General features: G+C 65.5%; 22 protein-coding genes. 11 read left to right on the top strand and 11 right to left on the bottom strand.

Going from position 1 to position 18,166, the window contains the following annotated elements; all coding sequences use genetic code 11:
- Position 1: 1 nt before the first annotated feature.
- Positions 2–2,155: an ATP-grasp domain-containing protein gene (locus tag ACOOHB_RS13330; RefSeq protein ID WP_420445329.1), complete on the bottom strand. Its 2,154-nt coding sequence runs from the start codon at positions 2,153–2,155 to the stop codon at positions 2–4.
- Between the two features lie 104 nt (positions 2,156–2,259).
- Between ACOOHB_RS13330 and ACOOHB_RS13325 the strand changes: the two genes are divergently transcribed.
- Both ACOOHB_RS13325 and ACOOHB_RS13320 read left to right on the top strand, forming a co-directional pair.
- The gene (locus ACOOHB_RS13325; protein WP_420445328.1) at positions 2,260–3,378 is read left to right on the top strand and encodes a magnesium transporter CorA family protein; all 1,119 of its coding nucleotides are present in this window, start codon (positions 2,260–2,262) and stop codon (positions 3,376–3,378) included.
- A gap of 2 nt (positions 3,379–3,380) precedes the next feature.
- A complete protein-coding gene (locus ACOOHB_RS13320) occupies positions 3,381–3,659 on the top strand; it encodes a hypothetical protein (protein ID WP_420445327.1) in 279 nt (92 codons plus the stop codon).
- Positions 3,660–3,962: 303 nt separating this feature from the next.
- Here ACOOHB_RS13320 and ACOOHB_RS13315 read toward each other — a convergent pair whose 3' ends face one another.
- Positions 3,963–4,088 carry a hypothetical protein gene (locus tag ACOOHB_RS13315; protein ID WP_420445326.1) on the bottom strand — a complete coding sequence of 42 codons (126 nt, stop codon included), beginning with the start codon at positions 4,086–4,088 and terminating at the stop codon, positions 3,963–3,965.
- Here ACOOHB_RS13315 and ACOOHB_RS13310 point away from each other — a divergent pair.
- Positions 4,075–4,377 (top strand): hypothetical protein, encoded by a 303-nt coding sequence (locus tag ACOOHB_RS13310; RefSeq protein ID WP_420445325.1) that lies wholly within the window; start codon positions 4,075–4,077, stop codon positions 4,375–4,377. The two genes, ACOOHB_RS13315 and ACOOHB_RS13310, sit on opposite strands and share 14 nt — an antisense overlap.
- A 204-nt stretch (positions 4,378–4,581) precedes the next feature.
- Here ACOOHB_RS13310 and ACOOHB_RS13305 read toward each other — a convergent pair whose 3' ends face one another.
- Positions 4,582–5,301, bottom strand: coding sequence for an alkaline phosphatase family protein (locus tag ACOOHB_RS13305; protein WP_420446908.1), 720 nt, complete (start codon positions 5,299–5,301; stop codon positions 4,582–4,584).
- Positions 5,302–5,666: 365 nt separating this feature from the next.
- Between ACOOHB_RS13305 and ACOOHB_RS13300 the strand changes: the two genes are divergently transcribed.
- From ACOOHB_RS13300 to ACOOHB_RS13290, 3 genes are all read left to right on the top strand, one after another.
- Positions 5,667–5,864: a hypothetical protein gene (locus ACOOHB_RS13300; RefSeq protein WP_420445324.1), complete on the top strand. Its 198-nt coding sequence runs from the start codon at positions 5,667–5,669 to the stop codon at positions 5,862–5,864.
- A gap of 166 nt (positions 5,865–6,030) precedes the next feature.
- On the top strand, positions 6,031–7,305 hold the full coding sequence (locus tag ACOOHB_RS13295) for an ATP-binding protein (protein WP_420445323.1): 1,275 nt from the start codon (positions 6,031–6,033) through the stop codon (positions 7,303–7,305).
- A 45-nt stretch (positions 7,306–7,350) separates the two neighbouring features.
- Positions 7,351–9,099 carry a cation:proton antiporter gene (locus ACOOHB_RS13290; protein WP_420445322.1) on the top strand — a complete coding sequence of 583 codons (1,749 nt, stop codon included), beginning with the start codon at positions 7,351–7,353 and terminating at the stop codon, positions 9,097–9,099.
- 110 nt (positions 9,100–9,209) lie between these two features.
- Here the strand turns inward: ACOOHB_RS13290 and ACOOHB_RS13285 are convergent, their stop codons facing one another.
- Positions 9,210–10,454 carry a Coenzyme F420 hydrogenase/dehydrogenase, beta subunit C-terminal domain gene (locus ACOOHB_RS13285; RefSeq protein WP_420445321.1) on the bottom strand — a complete coding sequence of 415 codons (1,245 nt, stop codon included), beginning with the start codon at positions 10,452–10,454 and terminating at the stop codon, positions 9,210–9,212.
- Here ACOOHB_RS13285 and ACOOHB_RS13280 point away from each other — a divergent pair.
- The 3 genes from ACOOHB_RS13280 to ACOOHB_RS13270 are packed head-to-tail and all read left to right on the top strand — an operon-like array spanning position 10,441 to position 11,635.
- A complete protein-coding gene (locus tag ACOOHB_RS13280) occupies positions 10,441–10,644 on the top strand; it encodes a hypothetical protein (RefSeq protein ID WP_420445320.1) in 204 nt (67 codons plus the stop codon). The two genes, ACOOHB_RS13285 and ACOOHB_RS13280, sit on opposite strands and share 14 nt — an antisense overlap.
- A 7-nt stretch (positions 10,645–10,651) precedes the next feature.
- Positions 10,652–11,203: a hypothetical protein gene (locus ACOOHB_RS13275; RefSeq protein WP_420445319.1), complete on the top strand. Its 552-nt coding sequence runs from the start codon at positions 10,652–10,654 to the stop codon at positions 11,201–11,203.
- A 27-nt stretch (positions 11,204–11,230) separates the two neighbouring features.
- On the top strand, positions 11,231–11,635 hold the full coding sequence (locus ACOOHB_RS13270) for a hypothetical protein (protein WP_420445318.1): 405 nt from the start codon (positions 11,231–11,233) through the stop codon (positions 11,633–11,635).
- A gap of 40 nt (positions 11,636–11,675) precedes the next feature.
- Here ACOOHB_RS13270 and ACOOHB_RS13265 read toward each other — a convergent pair whose 3' ends face one another.
- From ACOOHB_RS13265 to ACOOHB_RS13245, 5 genes are all read right to left on the bottom strand, one after another.
- Positions 11,676–11,975 carry a carboxymuconolactone decarboxylase family protein gene (locus ACOOHB_RS13265; protein ID WP_420445317.1) on the bottom strand — a complete coding sequence of 100 codons (300 nt, stop codon included), beginning with the start codon at positions 11,973–11,975 and terminating at the stop codon, positions 11,676–11,678.
- Entirely contained in the window at positions 11,976–12,092 is a 117-nt protein-coding gene (locus ACOOHB_RS13260) for a carboxymuconolactone decarboxylase family protein (protein WP_420445316.1), read from the bottom strand. It abuts the gene before it with no gap.
- Positions 12,093–12,178: 86 nt separating this feature from the next.
- Positions 12,179–12,583, bottom strand: coding sequence for a hypothetical protein (locus ACOOHB_RS13255; RefSeq protein WP_420445315.1), 405 nt, complete (start codon positions 12,581–12,583; stop codon positions 12,179–12,181).
- 1 nt (position 12,584) lies between these two features.
- Entirely contained in the window at positions 12,585–13,721 is a 1,137-nt protein-coding gene (locus ACOOHB_RS13250) for a nucleotidyltransferase (RefSeq protein ID WP_420445314.1), read from the bottom strand.
- Entirely contained in the window at positions 13,714–14,718 is a 1,005-nt protein-coding gene (locus ACOOHB_RS13245) for a CBASS cGAMP-activated phospholipase (protein WP_420445313.1), read from the bottom strand. The genes ACOOHB_RS13250 and ACOOHB_RS13245 overlap by 8 nt, the downstream gene beginning before the upstream one ends.
- A 339-nt stretch (positions 14,719–15,057) precedes the next feature.
- Between ACOOHB_RS13245 and ACOOHB_RS13240 the strand changes: the two genes are divergently transcribed.
- Together ACOOHB_RS13240 and ACOOHB_RS13235 are read left to right on the top strand one after the other, a co-directional pair.
- Positions 15,058–16,314, top strand: coding sequence for an AAA family ATPase (locus tag ACOOHB_RS13240; RefSeq protein WP_420445312.1), 1,257 nt, complete (start codon positions 15,058–15,060; stop codon positions 16,312–16,314).
- A complete protein-coding gene (locus ACOOHB_RS13235) occupies positions 16,311–16,934 on the top strand; it encodes an RloB family protein (RefSeq protein ID WP_420445311.1) in 624 nt (207 codons plus the stop codon). The genes ACOOHB_RS13240 and ACOOHB_RS13235 overlap by 4 nt, the downstream gene beginning before the upstream one ends.
- Before the next feature lie 112 nt (positions 16,935–17,046).
- Here ACOOHB_RS13235 and ACOOHB_RS13230 read toward each other — a convergent pair whose 3' ends face one another.
- Together ACOOHB_RS13230 and ACOOHB_RS13225 are read right to left on the bottom strand one after the other, a co-directional pair.
- Positions 17,047–17,634 (bottom strand): mobile mystery protein B, encoded by a 588-nt coding sequence (locus ACOOHB_RS13230; RefSeq protein WP_420445310.1) that lies wholly within the window; start codon positions 17,632–17,634, stop codon positions 17,047–17,049.
- Positions 17,635–17,645: 11 nt separating this feature from the next.
- Positions 17,646–18,107 (bottom strand): mobile mystery protein A, encoded by a 462-nt coding sequence (locus ACOOHB_RS13225; RefSeq protein WP_420445309.1) that lies wholly within the window; start codon positions 18,105–18,107, stop codon positions 17,646–17,648.
- Between the last annotated feature and the right edge of the window lie 59 nt (positions 18,108–18,166).

The raw sequence follows: 18,166 nt of genomic DNA, 5'->3' as shown, positions 1-18,166 counted from the left end.
GTCATCGTTCGAGCCGGCCGATGAGGTACTCCGCCAGCAGCAGCGTGCGCTGGACGAGGCTGATGCGCTGTACGGCCTCGTCGGGAGTACCCCGGTCTTTGACGATCGGGCCGATTCCGCAGACTACGGCCGTCGGGTCGGGCACGAGTCCGGCCACCGAGGACCAACCCGACGATTCGTGCTCGATGGGGATGTCCCATTTGGCTGCTGCGGCTTCGAGCGCCGCGACGGCATCGTGGTTGGCGGGTCGGTCGATCATCGGCGGCCGGTCGGTGAGCCGGGTGAGATTCCACCTGGGCCCGCGGCGACCGAGAATGGACCGCATCGATGTTTCGGCTTCGTCGGCTTGGGCCGCGTCGATGTACGACATCATCAGTGACGCCTCGACTCGATGGGGCACGAACATCGCGTGCCGCTCGGTGTGGACATTGAGCGCAGCGATCGACAGGCGCTTGTTGGGGGCGTTGAGCCTGCTGAACGCCACGAGCTTCTCGGCTGTCCAGGTGATTACTGTGCGCCGCCGCCCGACCTGGCCGGGGCTGAGGCTCTGGCCTTCCACGGTCAATTCGTAGCGGCGGCTTCCGCGTCGCTCGGTGATGATGCCGTTGCCGACCGTGCCCGGCCTGCACACCAGCACTTGGTCGGCTCGCGCCGCCGCCCGCCTGATGAGTTCTTGGCTCTGGGCGGCGTCTTGGCCCTCGTCGGTGTACAGCAGCACGCCCAGCGGCACTCGCCTCAGCGTCCGCACGTTGCGCAGCGCCCGCAAGGCGTACTCGAGCATCACCAGCGATCCGCGGGACCGTCCCACACCCTCGCCGTACAGCCATTCGGGATCTCGGCGGTATCCCTGTCGCAGCGTGCTGCCCGTCGTGGGCACGTCGAGGTGGGCCAGCAACAGGACACCGCCGCCGAATCCCCGTGCCGTCTCCCACATGTACGACTCGGGCTCATCGGTGAATTCCGGTACCGCCCGCATGCCGAGGTCAGTGAAGATCCGCCCGGCTCGCCCAGCGGCACGTGCGATCCCGAGCGGGTCGTCGGTGCGGCTGGGCAGCTCCACCCATTGCTGCAGCGAGCGCTCCATCTGGTCCCGGCGTTGGGTGATGAACGCGAACGCACGCTCAGACGGATTGGCTGCCTTGGCGTCGACCGGCGGCGGCTGGGGCGTCCCGAAGTACCGAGCGCTGGCAACCTCGACCAGTCGGTTGACGAAGGCGGCGAAGTCCATGCCGACATGGGCGGCGCCCACCAGGTACGACCCGTGCTCGCCGAGGCTCGGCAGGCTGTTGACCTCAAGCACATAGATGTTGTCGTCGTCGTCCACTCTCATGTCGACGCGGGCGCAGTCGTAGAGCCCGAGCACTGAGAACGAGCGGAGGGCGATGTCCTGGGCCTGTCGGGAGAGCTCATCGGAGATCGGAGCCGGGCACAGGGGCTCGATGGTGCGCCCGCTGCGGCCGGTCTTGTCCTCGTAGGTGTAGATCTGGGGCCCGTCGGTGCCGAAGCTCAGCATGACGGGCGGGAAGGCCTCCGGCGGGGCATTGCCCAGCACGCCCACGTTCACTTCCCGGCCCTCGATGTACTGCTCGGCAAGGACGGGCTGGCGGAACCGGTCGAAGATGACCTGCGCGGCGTCCCGCAGCTCCGCTTCGTCGTCGACCACCGCCAGCCCGAACGACACCGCCTCGTTCTTGGGCTTGACGATCATCGGATACGCCAGGTCTTCGGGTACGGGGCTCCCGGGCGTGTCGAGCACCACGAAGTCCGGAGTGGGGATGTCGTTCTGGCGCAGCATCATCTTCGTGACGACTTTGTCCAGCGCCAGCGAATGCCCCAGCGGGCCCGAAGCCACATAGGGGATGCCGATCATCTCGAGGATGCTCGGGACGTGCGTGTAGCGGGCCTGGCCCTGCAGCCCGTAGGAGACGTTGAAGACCATGCCGGGCCGCTCGCCCTTCACGACCCTGGGCATGAACGACTCCAGATTGGAGATCAGCTCCTTGTCCGCCTCAAGTGCGGTGACCTGATGACCGCCCGCACGCAGTGCGTCGCTGAGCCGCTTGATGGTCTGGAGGCCGATCTTCTCCTGGTTCGGCATGCCGAACAGATTGATGACGTTGCGACTGTCGCGGTTGTAGACGATCGCGATCCGCATGGTTCGAAGCTATTGGCTGGCTGGGTGACGCCACGCCGCTGTCCGGCCCTCCGCCTGAGTGCGGATCAGCCAATTCGGAGTGTTGGCGTGCCAGCATCGTGGCCATGTTGATTCGGGCGCTTCGGTTCGGCGAGAGTGAGTGCGCCGAGGCCATGGAGCCGCCGACGACGCTGCCCGCGTCCGGTTGGGTATGGATCGATATCACGGCGGCGCCCGACGAGGAGGAAGAAGTCAGCGCCTTCACCGACGTGCTGGGGCTGGATGCACTTGCCGTCCGCGACGCAGTCCAGGACACCGATCTCCCCAAGGTCGACGACTTCGGCGGGACGGTGTTCGTTGTTCTGCATGCGCTGAGCGGCGAGCGAATCGATTGCTACCAACTCAGTTGTTTCCTCTCGCAGCGGTGTCTCGTCACCATTCACCGAGTGGAGTCGCCGTCGGTGGACGTGCTCTGGGATGGCGTCATGTGCCAGCCCGAAGTCGCCAGCGGCGGCCCCGATGAAGCACTCGCCCGGCTGGCTGATGTCGCCACTCGACGGCTCGTCACCGTGCTGGATGTCTTCGACGACCGCAACGAGGAATTGACCGGGCTGGCATTGCGGGCTGACGCCGGCTTCCTCCACGAGATCACCGCAGTGCGTGCCGATTTGGCGGCGCTGCGGCGGTCCGTGCATCCCCAGCGCGAAGCACTCGACATCCTTCGGCGCTCCACCTCGCATGTGATCACCGACGCGGGCCGGCGCCGTTTCTCGGACGTCTTCGACACGGCGTCGCGTGCCGCTCAGGGTGTCGACGGGGCGCGAACCGCGCTCGCGGAGAGCCTTGACGCCTACCGGGGCGCCGAAGCCCGCCAGGCAACCGAGGTGACCAAGGTTCTGACCGTGTACGCGGCGATCATGCTGCCGTTGACGCTCGTCGTCGGCTTCTTCGGCATGAACTTCGCCGACCTCCCCCTCCTCGGTCGGTCGGGCGGTTGGATTTGGGTCACCGCGTTCATGGTGCTGGTCGCGGCGCTGTCGTTGGGGGTCTTCGTCTCGGTGGGATGGATTCGTCGCCCGTCGGGCCGAACCGCCGGAGACGTGCTCGGTCGAGGCCTCATCGAGGCCGCCCGCGCACCGGCGCAGCTCGTCGGAGCGGTCTTCGAGATCTCCACCACGCCGCTGAGGACAATCGCGGACACAGTGGCTCGCCGTCACCGGCCCAACGAACCGAGCCACGACTGATCGTGCCACGACAGCCGCGTCCGAGCGCACGATCGGTCGATGCCTCGCCCGCGCCGCCCGCTGACGCCGAAGGATCGCGGACTGCAGATGCGCTGGCGTATGGGGGAGGTGCGCTGGTGCTGTTCGGGCTGCTCGCGCTGGCGTTGTGCTGGGCGACGCGCCGGCTTCGTCCGCCGGCGGTGTCCGATGTTCTGGCGGGGATTGCGGCGATATCGCTGACCCTGTGCGTCGACACTGTGTTCGACGCCTCTGGCGTTGTGGTCGGTCCTGTCATGCGCTGAATCTTGGTGTGCGTGCCGGCGATGCTGGTTGGCGGAGCGATCAGCTGGTGGTTCCGTTCGCGAGCCGCCGGGGCCTGGGCGGTGGTCGGATTTGTCACGTTGCCGCTGGCGTTCGCGACCGGCAGCGAAGAGAGACTGGGCTTCACGCTTCCCCTCAGCGTCACGGTGTCCGAGGTCTCGGTCTGGGTCGCCTTGGCGCTGATGGTGGTGGCCGTGACGCTGGTCGAACAGGCCACTCGGGTGGCGGCGCGGCGCGGGAACGTTACTGATGCGACCGTCACGTGGATTGTGTTCGTCGCCTCTTCAGCGCTCGGCATGGCGCTGGTGATTTCCGCCCGCGTGCAGGGTGAGTCCTGGTTCTATTTCTTCCTGGTCGCCGCTGCCCAACCACTTCTCGGTACGAGCCTGGCTGCGGATGATCTGGTTCACGGGGTTCTGCGCATCCTGCGCGTTTGCGTTTGCGCCGGGCGTTTGGCCGGCCGCGGGCGGGCTGTGGGCGGCCGGGGTGATCGTGCTGGCGGCGATCCAGCGGCGCGTGCCGGCGATGGTGCTGGCCGCGTTGGCGTTGTTCGTCGTGTTCATCGTGACGGTGATCGAGATGTTCGGCGCCATCACCGGAACAGGGTTCGGGACGATCTTCTTCGGGATCACGCTGCTCGGCGTCGTGGTCGCCTGGCGGCAGTGGGTCGGCGCCGAGCGGACCATTTCAAGCAGTTGAACTCGGCCGACTCGCACGTTGAGCGCGGGGCAGTGGCCGCTGTACACCCACATCTAGCCGCGACACCGTGCCTGCTGCGCTCACGAGAGCACACGTCACGACCACGTGGGCCGAACTCGTCCGATGCTCGCGAGTCGTGCGGCCGAGCGGATGGCGTCGATGTCGATGTAGCAGCCCTGCAGATCTGTGTCCGCGCTGCGGCAATCAGGCCCCGGTAGGTCTCGAGCGGAGCTTTGGCCCCGCCGTCGACCTTGAGACCGTCCACCTTGCCGACGTCGTCGTAAGCACGCAGCCGAATTGCCTCGGCGGCGAAAGCGCCGGCTGCGAACGCCTCGGTGTCGTCTGGACCCAGCGGGCCTCCCTGCTCGGCCAACGACATCTGCGAGGCCTTGCTGAGGCGCTCGCGGTAGGCCGACACCGTCCGCAGCGGCCCCGGCGGCGGTCTGCAGTGCGTGGTCGAGCATCGTCACCTGCTCGCCGTAGGACTCGTGGGCGGTAGCGGCCAGCAGGTCCATCAGGACGTCGGCGAGCGGGAGCTCCCGGCCAAGCAGCGTCGACCCTTCCCAGCGGGGGTCGGGCGCGAATCCGCACAGGTCGGCGACGGTTGGGGCGACATCGAGGGGCGAAGCGGTCGGCCAGCCCGAGGCGGCCGGGACGCGGCCCAGCGCCGTGTCTGATTGCGTGGCCGCGGCGATGTAGGAGGCGCTGTCCCAGCCATGGGCGTGACCGTCGAGGTCGGGCCGCACTCAGGAACGAGGAGGCGTCGGTGCGCAGTGGCGCCAGCGTGTTGTCGGTCAACCCGTGGGCGGCGGGATCAACGCCCCGGAAGATCGAGGCGTGGACCGGGAGTGTCCATGGCGGCGTCACAGTGCGTGCGTTGAAGCACGACGCCCCTTCGAGCGCCAGGGTGGTCAGCGCGGGCATGGTGGCACGCGTGATGTGGCGGGGAGCCAATCCGTCGATTGACACCACCAGCACGGGGGAGCGCAGAGCGGTCGTGCCCGCAGAATACGACTGCCGATCTGGGATTCGTGTGATGGCTGACCGTGGTGAGGCGACCCCCGTGATGGCCGACGGGTTGACGGAACGGACAGGTTGGGGCTGTGGTTGTGTTGGGGCTGGGAACTTAGCCGGCCGCGGGCTGTCTGTTTCGTGGTTGGATGGGATTGCGGATCAGTGGGTAGTCCAGAGTTCGGTTTCGATGCGAAGGACTGCCGCTGCGATCATCACGACGTCATCGAGTGCGAGGCAATTCGTGTGTCCTAGCCGGCCAGTCGGTCGAGAATCCGTTGAAGGGGTTCCATCGACGCTGCGACGCGCTTGCGGAGACCGTCGTCGGCTCGACGGTTCTCGACGTGGCTCCGTATGGCGCCGGCCTCGCTGGGCGGACGGCCGGCAGTCGAGTCCCGATCGTTCCCCGCGTCCGCCACCACGTCGAGCCCGATGCGAGCGCCGAGTTCTACGTCCAGTTCTACGAACCGAGCTAGCCGTGCTTCCAGAAGTCGAAGATCCGAGCAGCGCCGTGCAAACCGCCCGATGCAGCTCCTTTGCCAATCGGTCTGTCCGATCTGTAGCGTCTTTTGCGTCCGTTTAGACGGATATGTCGCGTCCAATCAGTAGTTTTCGGGAAGGTCCGCTGGTAGTGTCGGCCTCGTGGAGGGCTATATCCCGAGGATCTTGGACACTGAGCTGGACGAGTTGCTCACCGGACTGCCCGCTATCTCGATCGAGGGGCCGCGGGCGGTGGGCAAGACCGAGACCGCAACGCGCCGCGCCAAGACCGTGCACCGCCTCGACGATGCCCGCACCACGGAGATCATCAGGGCCGAACCCGAACGCCTGACGCTCGGTGAACCACCCATCCTCATCGACGAATGGCAGCGGATGCCCACGTCGTGGGATTTAGTGCGCCGCGCGGTCGACCGCGACCGGACCCCAGCACGCTTTCTTCTGACCGGCTCGGCAGCCCCCACTGCCGCACCGACGCACTCGGGTGCCGGCAGGATCGTCACCGTCAGGATGCGACCTATGTCGCTGGCCGAGCGCGGCATCTCAGAGCCCACAGTCAACATCTCTGGGCTGCTCAGCGGCCAGCGCCCTCGGCTCGAAGGGGCATCGCAAGTGCGCCTCGGAGACTACGCAGCGGAGATTGTGAATTCGGGCTTTCCCGCTCTGCGAGGCAATCCTGAGAGGCTCTCTCGTGCTGAGCTCGACGGCTACATCGACCGCATCATCGACCATGACTTCGACGACCTCGGGCTGCGAATCCGTGACCGCGGTTCGCTACGCCGCTGGATGACCGCTTATGCCGCAGCAACCTCGACTTCGGCATCGTTTGCGACCATTCGCGATGCCGCCACACCCGGCGAGCCCGACAAACCGGCGCGGTCGACAACCATCTCCTACCGTGCCGCCCTCGAACAGCTCTGGATGATCGAGGAAATTCCGGCCTGGCTGCCCACCCGCAACCGGCTCCGACGCTTGGCTGCCTCACCGGTGCACCAACTCGCGGATCCAGCCCTCGCGGCGCGGCTACTCGGCGTCGGCGCCGAAGCACTTCTCGAGGGTGCGGAAGGCGGGCGGGGCATCCTCCGCGACGGCACCCTTTTGGGGGCACTGTTCGAATCGCTGCTGACGCTGTCGGTGCGTGTCTATGCCCAAGCCAACGAGGCCCGCGTGGCGCACTTGCGAACCAGAGGCGGCGAACGCGAGATCGATCTCATCCTTGAACGGGCGGACGGACGTGTCGTGGCCTTGGAAGTCAAGCTCTCAGCCACCGTCGACGACAAAGACGTACGTCACCTCCGCTGGCTGGCCGATCGTCTCGGACCCGACTTGCTCGACGCCGCGGTTATTACCACCGGTGCGGAGGCCTACCGCCGAAATGACGGCATCGGGGTCATTCCTGCCGCTCTGCTCACCGCCTGATGCGGGCTCCACGGCTGACGCTGGCACCAATAGCCTCCAAGACACATGCTGTTGGCTGCGTCAGCACCACCGTTGTTGGCCGAGCTTGCGATTCTGCTGGTAGCGGGAACGCTGATCGCTTTCCTGTCTTCGCGGTTCGGTGTCCTGCCAATTGTCGGCTTCCTGATCGCCGGTGCGGTGATCGGACCCGGCGGCGTCGGCCTCATCGGCGACATCGATCTCGTCGACCAGTCAGCAGACATCGGCGTGATGCTGTTGCTGTTCACCCTCGGGATCGAATTCAGCCTCGATCGCGTGCGCCGGTTGGCGTCGCTGTTTCTGGGCGGCGGAGCCATTCAGGTGGGCCTGACCACCGGAGTCGTGACAGCGATCGTCGCCGCCTTCGGCGTTGATTGGCGAACGTCGATCTTCACCGGGTTGCTCGTTTCGCTCAGCAGCACGGCAATCGTGCTCAAGGTGCTCGCGGAGCGGCGTGCCACGACATCGCCGACGGGCAACATGTCGGTCGCCCTGCTGATCTTTCAAGACTTGGCCATCGTCGCCATGGTGCTGTTCGTGCCGCTGCTGAGCCGCCAGACGACGGGTCCCGTCGACGTGCTCGTCGCGTTGGCCAAAGCGGTCGCGATCATCGTCGCCGTCGTGTTCGTCGCCCGCACGCTGGTCCCCGCAATCCTGAGGCAGTTGGCGCGGCACCAGTCGACAGAGGTGTTCCTGCTGACCATCTTGGCGATCTGTTTCGGGACCGCGTACGTGACCAGCCTGCTTGATGTCTCGATCTCATTGGGCGCGTTCCTTGCGGGGCTGATGGTGAGCGAGAGTCGCGTCGCGGCGAGGGCCCTCGGCGAGGTGATGCCGCTGCAGATCCTCTTTTCCGCGACGTTCTTCGTGTCGATCGGCATGCTGGTCGACGCCAGATTTCTGGCGAGGAACCTGCCGCTGGTGATCGGCTTGGCGCTTGCGGTGGTCGCCGTCAAGCTGTTCGCCACTGCCGTCGCCGGAGTGCTGCTGCGGCAGTCCCGGGCCGTCGTCGTGTCGTCGGCAATGGTGCTCGCTCAGATCGGCGAATTCTCCTTCGTGCTCGAACGAGCCGGCGAGGAAGTCGGGCTGATGCCTGCGGGTCTGCAAAACGGCACCGATGCCTTCATATCGGTAGCTGTTCTGCTGATGGCATTCAGCCCGTACAGCGTGCGCTTGGGCGAATCTCTTGCGGCGCGGCTCGCGACGGGCGACAGCGACGACTGGAGAGATCATCCGCTGGATCGCTCTGCCCGCGAACCAGATCCCGGCGAGCACGAGCCGCTGCGCGACCACGCTGTCGTGAACGGCTTCGGGCCCCGGGCCCGCCGGATCGTGGCTGCCCTGGAGTTGGCGAACGTGCCCCACACCGTCGTCTCGATGGACCCAGCAGCACAGCAATGGGCAGCCGCGACAGGCCGCACGGTGGTGGCAGGCGACGTGTCACGCCAATTCATCGCGGACCGGGCGGGCTTGCGAGACGCGCGGGTCGCTCTTGCCGTGGACAGCCCGCCGTTTGCCGTCGAGCAATTCGCTCGCATCGCACGTGAGCACAACCCTGAGATTGCGGTGCTCGCTTGGGCGGCCGACTCCGCCGACGCTGCCGATCTGGAGCGTGACGGGCTCGTCGACCATGTCGTCGCTGAACGGCAGGCTGCCCTCGATGCGCTCATTGCCCATGTTCTCGGCCACTTCGAAGTGCCCGAGCCGGACAGCGAAGCTGTCACGCACGCGGTCTTGCATGCCGACGACGCCGAAGACGATCGCCCGAGTCCCTGACCCCCGGCGTTCGCCTGGGGCTCGTCGGGCTCGTACGTCTCTTCAACGCTGCTTGTCTGGGTCGGAGCGCCAGAGATCGCGTCAGCCGCTTGACCTCGCGAGGTTGCAGGTCAGTCTGGGAGCTGACGGGATCGTGCCGCTTCGATCCTTTGTTGTGCGCCCGAGCGCTGTTGTTCGAACCGTTCCGGGTCCATCCGGCGGCCGAGTTCGGCGATCCGCAGGCCGTGGGTCTCGATGGGGGAGATGCCGGCGTCTGACAGCCCTTGGTAGCGAGCGGCCAGGGCTTCCTTCTTGCGTACTTGGTGCGGTTGGAGGTTGTCGAATTGGCGGGGCGTGATGGGGTCGCCGAGGACGAGGTCGCTGGATGCGACCGCCGAGCCCACCAAGTCCTCGCCGACGGCGGTGCGGACGATGATGCCGTTGAACCCCTCGTCCTCGCCGGTCGGTGCACCCCCCGGCCAGACATCGGCTGAGGCGACATCGGAGGCTTCGCCGAGGGCGTCGGGGCACAGCTTGCAGCGGGTCTCGACCTCCCAGCCGGACTCGTCTTCCCACATGTCCAGGTAGGTCTTGGCGTAGCGATCGCCAGCGGCGGTCTCGATGACCGTGGGTCCCGGGTTGCCGTGTCCGCGGTAGCGGAACAGCGTGACCTCGCTTTCGTCGATGCCGAGTTCGTGGAGGACCGCCTGCGACTTCGACAGGCGTGACTGGCCGCCGCAGACGAGCGCCAGGCGGATCACGCATAGCTCGTCGACCCGGGGGTCGGACTTGGAAAGGGTATGCACGGCCCCGAGGTCGCAGGGCTTGGCGATGATGGCGAAGGGGCGGCGGCGTTCCAGCGCTGCGGCGAGGCCTGCGAGCGGCGCGGTCGGTCCGTAGCGCGAGCTGGTGTTGGCCCGGACCGAGTCGGCGTCTTCCGACAGGACCCAGCGGCTGCGCATGGGCCGTTCGGGGTCGGCTCCGACATGGAGCACGAATTCTGCCCGACCGGTGTTCAGCGCGTGGGCGCCGAGTGCGGTCAGCGCGCCGCCGGTCGCGGCGCGGAAGCGAGTGTCGGGCTGGTCGGCCCATGCGTAGGACATCCACCGGTGGGCTCCCCAGACGGGATCGGTCGTGGTGCCGTCCTCGGTGCGGGCCTCGGCGACAGCGCCCGGGCACGCGGCCATGAGCTGGGCCTCCTCGCGGTTCGTGAAGGCGTCGGTGGACGAGGGCCGCAGCGAGCCCGCAGGGGTCATCACCATCGTGACCCTGCCGCCGGTGAGCGCCTCGCACAGCCCGCAGCCGATGCACAGATCGTTGGCGACGATCTCCGCAATGGAGTTCGTTGTGATGGGTTGCGCCGTGTCGTTGGTCATTGTGTGGCTCAGCGTGACACACGGGCGTGGGGGCGCGAACGAGCTGTCTGAGGCGGATCGGCGCCTCACTATGGTGGGCCGCGTCGAGGTGAAGGTCTATGAGTGTCGGCGCCGAGTCCAACCCTTCCCCTCGAGAGCCACCGGTGAGGTCGTCGTCGCCGTCTTCGTGGCGTCGGCCCCGCTGGGCTGATGGGCGGTTGATCAGTCCGCGCGATGACGGGATCGCCGCGTGGATCAAGATCGGCTCCTGGTGTCTGGCCGCAGCCGGATTCTGGTTGTTCGGGTTGGCGGGCATTCCGACCAGTGCAACGGTGCCTGGGGCCGGGTTGGTGGTTGTGCTGTTGGTGGCTGTGTCGGTTGGTGCTCTGCTGGTGGTGAACGTTCGGGCTCTTTCGGTGGCTGAGTGTGGATCGTGGGCCGTTGCCCCAGTCGAGTACGTGTTGCTCGACACTGCTGGTTCGACGACTCGGTGGCGGGCGGCACGTTGGCCCGATGGCCGTTATGTGGCCGCCGGTGGCGTCATCGCCTACATCGCCGGGTTCGCCGCGGTGTTGTTGTTGTCCTTGGCACTGTGGGTGCTTGGGCGGATGAGCGCGCCGGATCTCGGCGTTTCGTCATGGTGGGGATCGTTGGGCTCCGCGCTGCTCATGCCGATGATGCCTGTGGGCCTCGTCTCGAGCCGGCGGCTCACGGCCTTGGTCTTGAAGGACGCGGTAGGTGGCCGGGCCAGCACTGAACACTGGGCGTGATTGAACGCCCGCGACAATGAGGCTGATATGTCTGCAACTGCGAGGTTCGAACGGTTCACGCTGGCAGGGATCGCAGCGCTGCATCTCGGCGTCGGGTTGACGCATACCTACGGCCATGTGGCCGCAGACGTGCCCATTCCGGCCGTCCAGCAGGCATACATCGTGATCGTCGTGACGCTCATGCCGCTCGCCGCGGTGTGGCTGGCGTTTCGTCGCAGCGTTCGGCTGGGTGCTGCGTTGTTCGCCGCGTCGATGTATGCCGCGTTCGTGTTCGGCTACCTGCTCCACTTCGTCATCGACAGCCCAGACCTGCACTCGAATGTCGTCGGTGACGGCGCCGGCGTGTTCTTCCACACGGCGCTGAGCCTGGCGCTCATCGAGTTCGTCGGTTTCGCGATCGGGCTGGTTGCTGCAGTCCGGCGGATTCGCTGAGAGCAGTGCGGGCGGTGTCTCGGGCCGCGTGGGCTCCGGGTCAGTCGGGGATCCAGTCTTCGGTTTGGAGGCCGAGCCCGTCGGCGATGCGGTTGGCGTACGCGTAGTAGCCGACGACTTCTGTGATGTCGAGGATGTCGCGGTCGCTGAAGCCGGCTTTCCGCAGGGCGTCGACGTCGGCGTCGCTGGTCGCGGCTGGGGTCTCGGTGAGCTTGACGGCGTAGCGGAGCATGGCGGTGCGTTTGGGTGACAGCGGAGCGGTGGTCCAGTCGTGCTCGACGGCGGCGACCAGTTCGTCGTCTCGGAGGAGGCGGCGCAGACCGCGCCGGTGGTGGACCACTCAGTAGTGGCAGTCGTTGGTGAGGCTGACGACCAGGGCGATGAGCTCGCGTTCGGCTTTGCGCAGCGTGGCGGTGCCGGCCATGGCCGATTCGTAGAGGCCTTGGTGTGCAGCCATGGAGCGGGGGTTGAGCGAGTGGCGCGCCGCGATTCACGTGGAACTAGAGCGCTTCGGCTAGGTGCCGTCACGATGGCCCGGTGCGTTCAAGCGGCCTCAGTCTCGGGTTCGTGTCCGCCCCCGCTCCATGTTCCTCCCGATGCAAGCCAGAGCTCGTAGTGCAACAACCACTCAGATGCCCAAGGGATGATCGTTGTCGTGATTAGGTCCTCTGGCCCCCATTCTTCGTGGAGGTGAAGACAGAGTTCATCGTCCTCGAACGTGTGAGGCAATTCCCGTCCCGGGATGCACTCGAGGGACGGTGACTGCACCTTGACTACCGGGCGGGAGTAGCCGTTGTATTCGATCCTCACGGTGTAGGACTTACTCAGTGGTGTGGGCTTGAGGTCAAGGACGCAGACAAGGCCGGGCGGGCTGAATTGGACATGGGCGTCACTGAAGCGGCCGCGTAGGCCGAATGCTTGCTGGGCCAACGTGAGCCGCCGACGCATCTCAAGCCCGTCCATAGAAGTTGTGGGGCCGGACAGCGACAGCGGGCCGAGCAGAGCCCATCACCAAACCACCGGTAGCAGCGGCGGAAGCGAGCTTGCCGCCCTCCCGACTGGATCTGTAGGCCTGCCCCAGGTCTTGAGCCGACTTGCGAACTTCTGATCCAAAGGACCTGTTCAGTCGCTCGACGACATTGTCGAGGCCACGGCAACCGGCGGCTTCGTTGAGATCTCGCTGCAACTGGGCGACCCACTCAAAGAATGCCCGTGCCCTCTCCGGGTGCGCCTTCCACCGGTCGGCAAAGTTCTCCAGAGGCAAAACGGGATTGGCGACCCATCTCACACCGTTGCGGTTCTCGACGAACTGCGTCATGTGTGACGCGATGTGGAGGACTGCCTCAAAGAGGTTGTCTTCCTGTCCATATGCGCGGCCAGCGATGGTCGTCACGAGGATGGACGCCGGCTTCAGCGACTGTCGATCAACGAAGTAGATGTCACGATGCCGCTTGAGCACTTGGACCGCCTGTTGCAGCGTCGTCTTGACCTCCCAGGCCGGTACGTCGTCGATCTGAGCGGCCCGCTCATCAGCCAGCAGAGCGCGTCGGCGAATGAACTGGTCACGCATCTGGTCGTGGAACCAGGCCGCGAACCCGATGGGGTCGCTGCACTGCCAGAGGTAGAGATCCCGATCGGTCAACCAGATGCCGGTGGGAGGGTTCTCGGGGCTTGGCAGCGCGGGCAGCACGTCCACGTGGAAACTCGGCCACTGCAGGGTCCAGCATCGGCTGCCCTCCGTGAGATCGACGCCCGTGCCTGAGTGCACCGCGTACTCCCCAAGTCGCTGCCCGGCGAATTCCTTGAGGCCCGCCTGCGTGGTCTGCTCCTTCGTGGCGGACACTCTGAGGACCAGGTCGATGTCGTAGTCCGAATTCGGCGTCGGCCGGATCACAGTCCCCAAGCGGAACGATCCCTGCGGATAGATCAGCAGGTCCCTGTCCTCCTTTTCGTCCTCGACACCGAGATAGCGGGCAACGCTCTGGTACTTGTCGACTGCCTGCCGGTACATGTGGGGAGGGATGTCGAGCTGCGCAATCGCCCCCGTGAGCAGGGCTGCGAGTTGTTCTTCAGCGGAATCAAGCATGAGAAGCCTCCTTGGGCATGGTTGGTGCTTGGTAAGGAACGGAAATGTGGTCGCAGAAGCGCTCTTGCACTCGCGGCGCTGCGTAGCGGGATGCGCTGGAAGCCCAGGCGATTGCGTCGTCGATGCGCAGGCGGTCCAGACGTAGGAGTCGGCGTGGCACCGATGGGTTAACCCGCTCCACATGGTCTGCGCCCAGCAGGTGCTGTGCAGCAGTGAACGCCCCCGTTGCTTGGCTTGTCATGAGGACGTCGATCAATGCCGAGCCGCGGAGCCATTGGAATAAGCCGCCCCGCGCCAGTGAGCGAGGCAGGTCACGGAATTCGTTCGTCGTCCCGATGTTGAGCAGCCGAATGTTTGCAAGTGGGGCATTAAGCAGGCTGACCGCTTCCACGGTGCCCACCAAGGATGGGTTGTTGGCCCAGACTCCGCCGTCCACGAGCACGGTTCGATCCTCGCTGAGAACATGAGCTGGCAGATACGTCGGTGCCGCGGCCGTGGAGCGCGCCACCTCCCACATCGGAACGCGCCAATCGCGCCGCAGGCGCGGATGGTGGGGAGTCTTGAGCAGGTAGACGTCATTCCGAGTCATGTCGAACGTGGGAATGACCAGGCGAACGGCGCTCTCACCGAGCAGTTTGTCGCCGAAGAGGCGCTGCAAGGCCGAATCGAGCGCCCGGCCGTTGTACTTGGGGCGCACGAATTGACGGGCCACCCGCTTCCGCGGTGCCCGAAACACCTGAGAGCCTTCTTCGACGAAGAACTCAAGTATCGATCGAGCAGGTACGCCCGCACCGAGCGCCAAGGCGATAAGGCCGCCGGTCGATGTTCCCGTGACCAGGTCGAAGTGATCGAGAACCGGAGAATCCAAGTCCTCTTCGAGAGCGGTGAGCACCGCTGCCGAGAAGATCCCGCGCAGGCCACCTCCATCCAGGGACAAGACCTGGCAGCGGCCCTCCCATGGCTGGGGGTGGTCAGTTGTTCCGTTGATTATCGCCACGTCGGCCAGCTCCGTTCGCTGCGGAGATCTGATCGGTCGCGTACTATCCGGGTCGTCCAAACACGGACCTTGGCGACCGGTAGGTCTCCAGGTTCTGAGGGGGTCGGCCGAATGGCCGGCCCCCTCTTTGTTGAATAGCAAATCTAGCGCATCACATCCTTGGAATTACGCAGATGTAAGACACATGATCGCGCGTGCCAGGGGCCCACGTCAACCTTGCCGCAAGTTTCCTGCAATAATGCGCCTGTGACTGGCGAAATCGTAGCATCTCAGCCTTCTGTTCTGTTAACCTTTCGCGCGGAGAACGCGCGATCGTTCAGGGACGAGATCGAATTCTCGATGCTCTCCACCCGGTTGTCCGAGAGCCGATTCGTTCGAGATGTCGAGTGGCGCGAGAGCGGCGCTCCGATCCAGGTGCTCCCAGCCGCTGGCGTGTTCGGCGCCAACGGCTCCGGCAAGAGCAACCTGCTCAAGACGATGGACGACATGCGCGGGTACGTCCTGCACTCGTTTCGGCGCGGTGATCCCGAGGGCCGCATTCCTCGTCGACCATTCGTCTTGGATTGGGTGCGGCGCACTGAGCCGACCGAGTTTGAGGTAGACCTCGTGCTCAACGGGGTGCGGCACCAGTACGGATTCTCCATCGACGACGATCGCGTGATCGAAGAGTGGGCGTACTGGTATCCGAAGGGCCGACCGGCGCTCATCTTCAGTCGCAAGAACGAGCATGTTGACGCTGGCAGCGTGGAGCGGCAAAAGACGCGAGCAGTCCAAGAACTCATCCGGCCGAACGCACTCTTCTTGTCGGCAGCAGCCTCGGCCAATCACGCAGCGCTGCTTCCGCTGTACCAGTGGTTCGGCCGCAATCTCGTTTTCGCCGAGGCCGATTCACGCCCGCTCCGACAAGCCCTGACGACCGAGATGTTGGGCAACGAAACGCATCGGGATCGTGTACTGGCGCTTCTGCAGGCGGCGGATCTTGGAGTGACCGGCGCACGCAAGCAAGAGCCCGACCCTGTCATGTACGAACGCCTGCGGAGGGCGATCCGAATCTTGGAAGGCACTGACGGTGACTCCGACAGCGCCGAGGGACCAGCGTTCGAGGAGCTCGGCGTGCGTCTCATCCACCGCGGCTCGGATGGAGAGGAGGTTGAGCTCGATGCCGAAGACGAGTCACTGGGCACCCGCGTGTGGTTCGGTCTCATCGGCCCGGTAGTGCAAGCCCTCGCATCGGGGTCGGTCTTCCTCGCAGATGAACTGGACGCGAGCCTCCATCCGGCACTTGCGACAGAGCTTGTGCGTCTCTTTCAGGACCCGGGCACCAATCCGCGGAGGGCGCAGCTGATCTTCAACTCACACGACGCCACCCTGCTCGGCGATGCCATCGAAGACCGGCTGCTCGGGAGGGATCAGATCTGGTTCACCGAGAAGCGCGGTGACGGCAGTTCTCACCTGTACCCGCTTCTGGATCTTGCGCCGCGCAAGCAAGAGGCAATTGGCAAGCGGTACTTGGAGGGCCGCTACGGAGCGACGCCGATCCTCTCGCATGGCGAATTCGCATCAGCCGTGGCACATGAGTCCGCAGGCGTTCGTTGAGGAAGGTCAGCCCCGGGCGGCCGCGCCGCGTAGCGGGCGATCCCGCGACCCGGCGGGAGATCCTTGTCTTCACCGAGGGGGAGAAGACCGAGGACGGGTATCTGCTCCCGTGGCGCCGTGCCTACAGGGACACGGTTCTGCTTGAGATCGACCCATTTCACGGAGTGCTGCAGTCGCTGGTCGAACAGGCCGTAGCGACCAAGAAGGCTGAGGCACGCGATGAGCGACGAGGGCGTGGTCGAGCGCACGACGAGATCTGGTGCGTCTTCGATATCGATGCTCACCCCAATGTTCCCGAAGCCATCCAGCTGGCTGAGGCCCACGGCATTGGCTTGGCGATATCCAATCCGTGCATCGAGCTGTGGTTCATCCTCCACTTTCGGGACCAGACGGCGTACCTCAGCCGCCACGACGCACAATCGGCGGCAGCGGCGCTGTTGGGCTGCGGCAAGGTTCTGACGCGGGCGGCGATGGATCTCCTGCGCGACGGCTACGAGGATGCGCGAGATCGGGCACGGCGTCTCGACGCAAAGCACGACGGGGACGGCTCACCGCCTAGGTCGAATCCGAGTTCGAGTGTGTGGACGCTCATCGAAGCGATACGGCCGCAGGGAGTGTGACGGGCCTCGACCGCCGAGCCTCGGGGCCGCGTGGGCTGCGGGTCAGTGAGGGATCCAGTCTTCGGTTTGGAGGCCGAGGCCGTCGGCGACGGCAGAAGATCTCGACGATGCCCTAGCTGCGGGCGAATCTGACCAGGTCGTCGATGTCCCCGGCGTCGGCGGAGCGCAACGCTGCGATGTAGCGCTGGCGCAGCTCCTCGGTGGAAGTGTCCAGATTGCTGCCCCAGCTGAATGTGTCGCGGCCCAAGTTCACGACGAGCAGATCGGCGCTGATGCGGCTGTGGCGACCGTTGCCATTGACGAAGGGATGAATGAAGACGAGGCGATGGTGGAAGCGGACGGCGAGTTCGTCCGGTTCGTACGTCTCGTGCTCTACCCATGCGGCGGCGTCATCGGTGACATCCCGGACAGCCGCCGAGATGTGCATCGATTCGATGCCGATGTTGGTATCGGAGGTTCGATACCGGCCAGCCCAGCCCCAGACGTCGCCGAACATGGCCTTGTGGAGGCCGCGCAGGTACTTGTCGTCGAGCAGCGTCGGCAGCCTGGGCTTCGGGCGCAGCAGGGCCTTCGCGATGTTGCGCTGTTCGGCGTCGAACAGTTCTTGCCAGGTCGCGATGTCCCGCTGGAGCAGGCCGGCTCGATCTTCATCAGTCAGCAGCGTGTGCCCGTCCCCGATTGGGGCGGCGAGGTTGCTCACAGTGAATTGCCCTACTCAGTGCGCCAGAGGTCACGCCGCTGTCGGAATTCAGCGGCGAGGTCGTCGATCTGGGCTTCGAGATCGTCAGGTGTGACCTCTTGGTCCTCGAGCCGCGAGTGAGCCATGACGTTTCGCAAGTGCCTAATCGCGCTGAGTCGGGCTTGAACGTCGACCATGCCGTCGAGGCTTGTGCGGGGCACGAGTGCGTAGACGAGGTCGCAATTGAGAGCGTCAGCGACTCTGGTGAGGGTGTTGAGCTTGAGTGTGAGTTCCCGCTCGCCGCGCTCGATGGCGGGGATGCGCGACGGATGCACACCGATGCGGCGAGCCAGGTCTCCGCTGGTCATCCTCAGTGAGTCGCGCAGCGCGCGGATCCAGCCCTGAGGAGGAGGGGCAAGATCGGCGAGGTCGCCGTGCCGACCGAAGCGTTGGTCGAGCCGGCGCCGTGATTGGGCTCGTTTGTCTCGCAGCATGAGTCACCTGCTGAGGTCTGACTTATATAGGTATCGCTAGACAGATACGAAGAGTATAT

The organism is Candidatus Poriferisodalis sp. (assembly GCF_965215815.1).
Taxonomy (GTDB): Bacteria; Actinomycetota; Acidimicrobiia; order Acidimicrobiales; family Poriferisodalaceae; genus Poriferisodalis.
Note: the sequence above shows the minus strand (reverse complement) of the source record. Positions and strands in the feature narration are given on the sequence as shown.

What these genes read in the sequence shown, in the direction of transcription:
- ACOOHB_RS13240 (WP_420445312.1), top strand. Translation starts at nt 15,058, where the DNA reads ATGCTCTCCACCCGGTTGTCCGAGAGCCGATTCGTTCGAGATGTCGAG.
- ACOOHB_RS13260 (WP_420445316.1), bottom strand. Translation starts at nt 12,092, where the DNA reads ATGGCTGCACACCAAGGCCTCTACGAATCGGCCATGGCCGGCACCGCC.
- ACOOHB_RS13270 (WP_420445318.1), top strand. Translation starts at nt 11,231, where the DNA reads ATGTCTGCAACTGCGAGGTTCGAACGGTTCACGCTGGCAGGGATCGCA.
- ACOOHB_RS13225 (WP_420445309.1), bottom strand. Translation starts at nt 18,107, where the DNA reads ATGCTGCGAGACAAACGAGCCCAATCACGGCGCCGGCTCGACCAACGC.
- ACOOHB_RS13330 (WP_420445329.1), bottom strand. Translation starts at nt 2,155, where the DNA reads ATGCGGATCGCGATCGTCTACAACCGCGACAGTCGCAACGTCATCAAT.
- ACOOHB_RS13255 (WP_420445315.1), bottom strand. Translation starts at nt 12,583, where the DNA reads ATGCGTCGGCGGCTCACGTTGGCCCAGCAAGCATTCGGCCTACGCGGC.
- ACOOHB_RS13310 (WP_420445325.1), top strand. Translation starts at nt 4,075, where the DNA reads ATGATCTGGTTCACGGGGTTCTGCGCATCCTGCGCGTTTGCGTTTGCG.
- ACOOHB_RS13285 (WP_420445321.1), bottom strand. Translation starts at nt 10,454, where the DNA reads ATGACCAACGACACGGCGCAACCCATCACAACGAACTCCATTGCGGAG.
- ACOOHB_RS13250 (WP_420445314.1), bottom strand. Translation starts at nt 13,721, where the DNA reads ATGCTTGATTCCGCTGAAGAACAACTCGCAGCCCTGCTCACGGGGGCG.
- ACOOHB_RS13290 (WP_420445322.1), top strand. Translation starts at nt 7,351, where the DNA reads ATGCTGTTGGCTGCGTCAGCACCACCGTTGTTGGCCGAGCTTGCGATT.
- ACOOHB_RS13325 (WP_420445328.1), top strand. Translation starts at nt 2,260, where the DNA reads ATGTTGATTCGGGCGCTTCGGTTCGGCGAGAGTGAGTGCGCCGAGGCC.
- ACOOHB_RS13305 (WP_420446908.1), bottom strand. Translation starts at nt 5,301, where the DNA reads ATGCCCGCGCTGACCACCCTGGCGCTCGAAGGGGCGTCGTGCTTCAAC.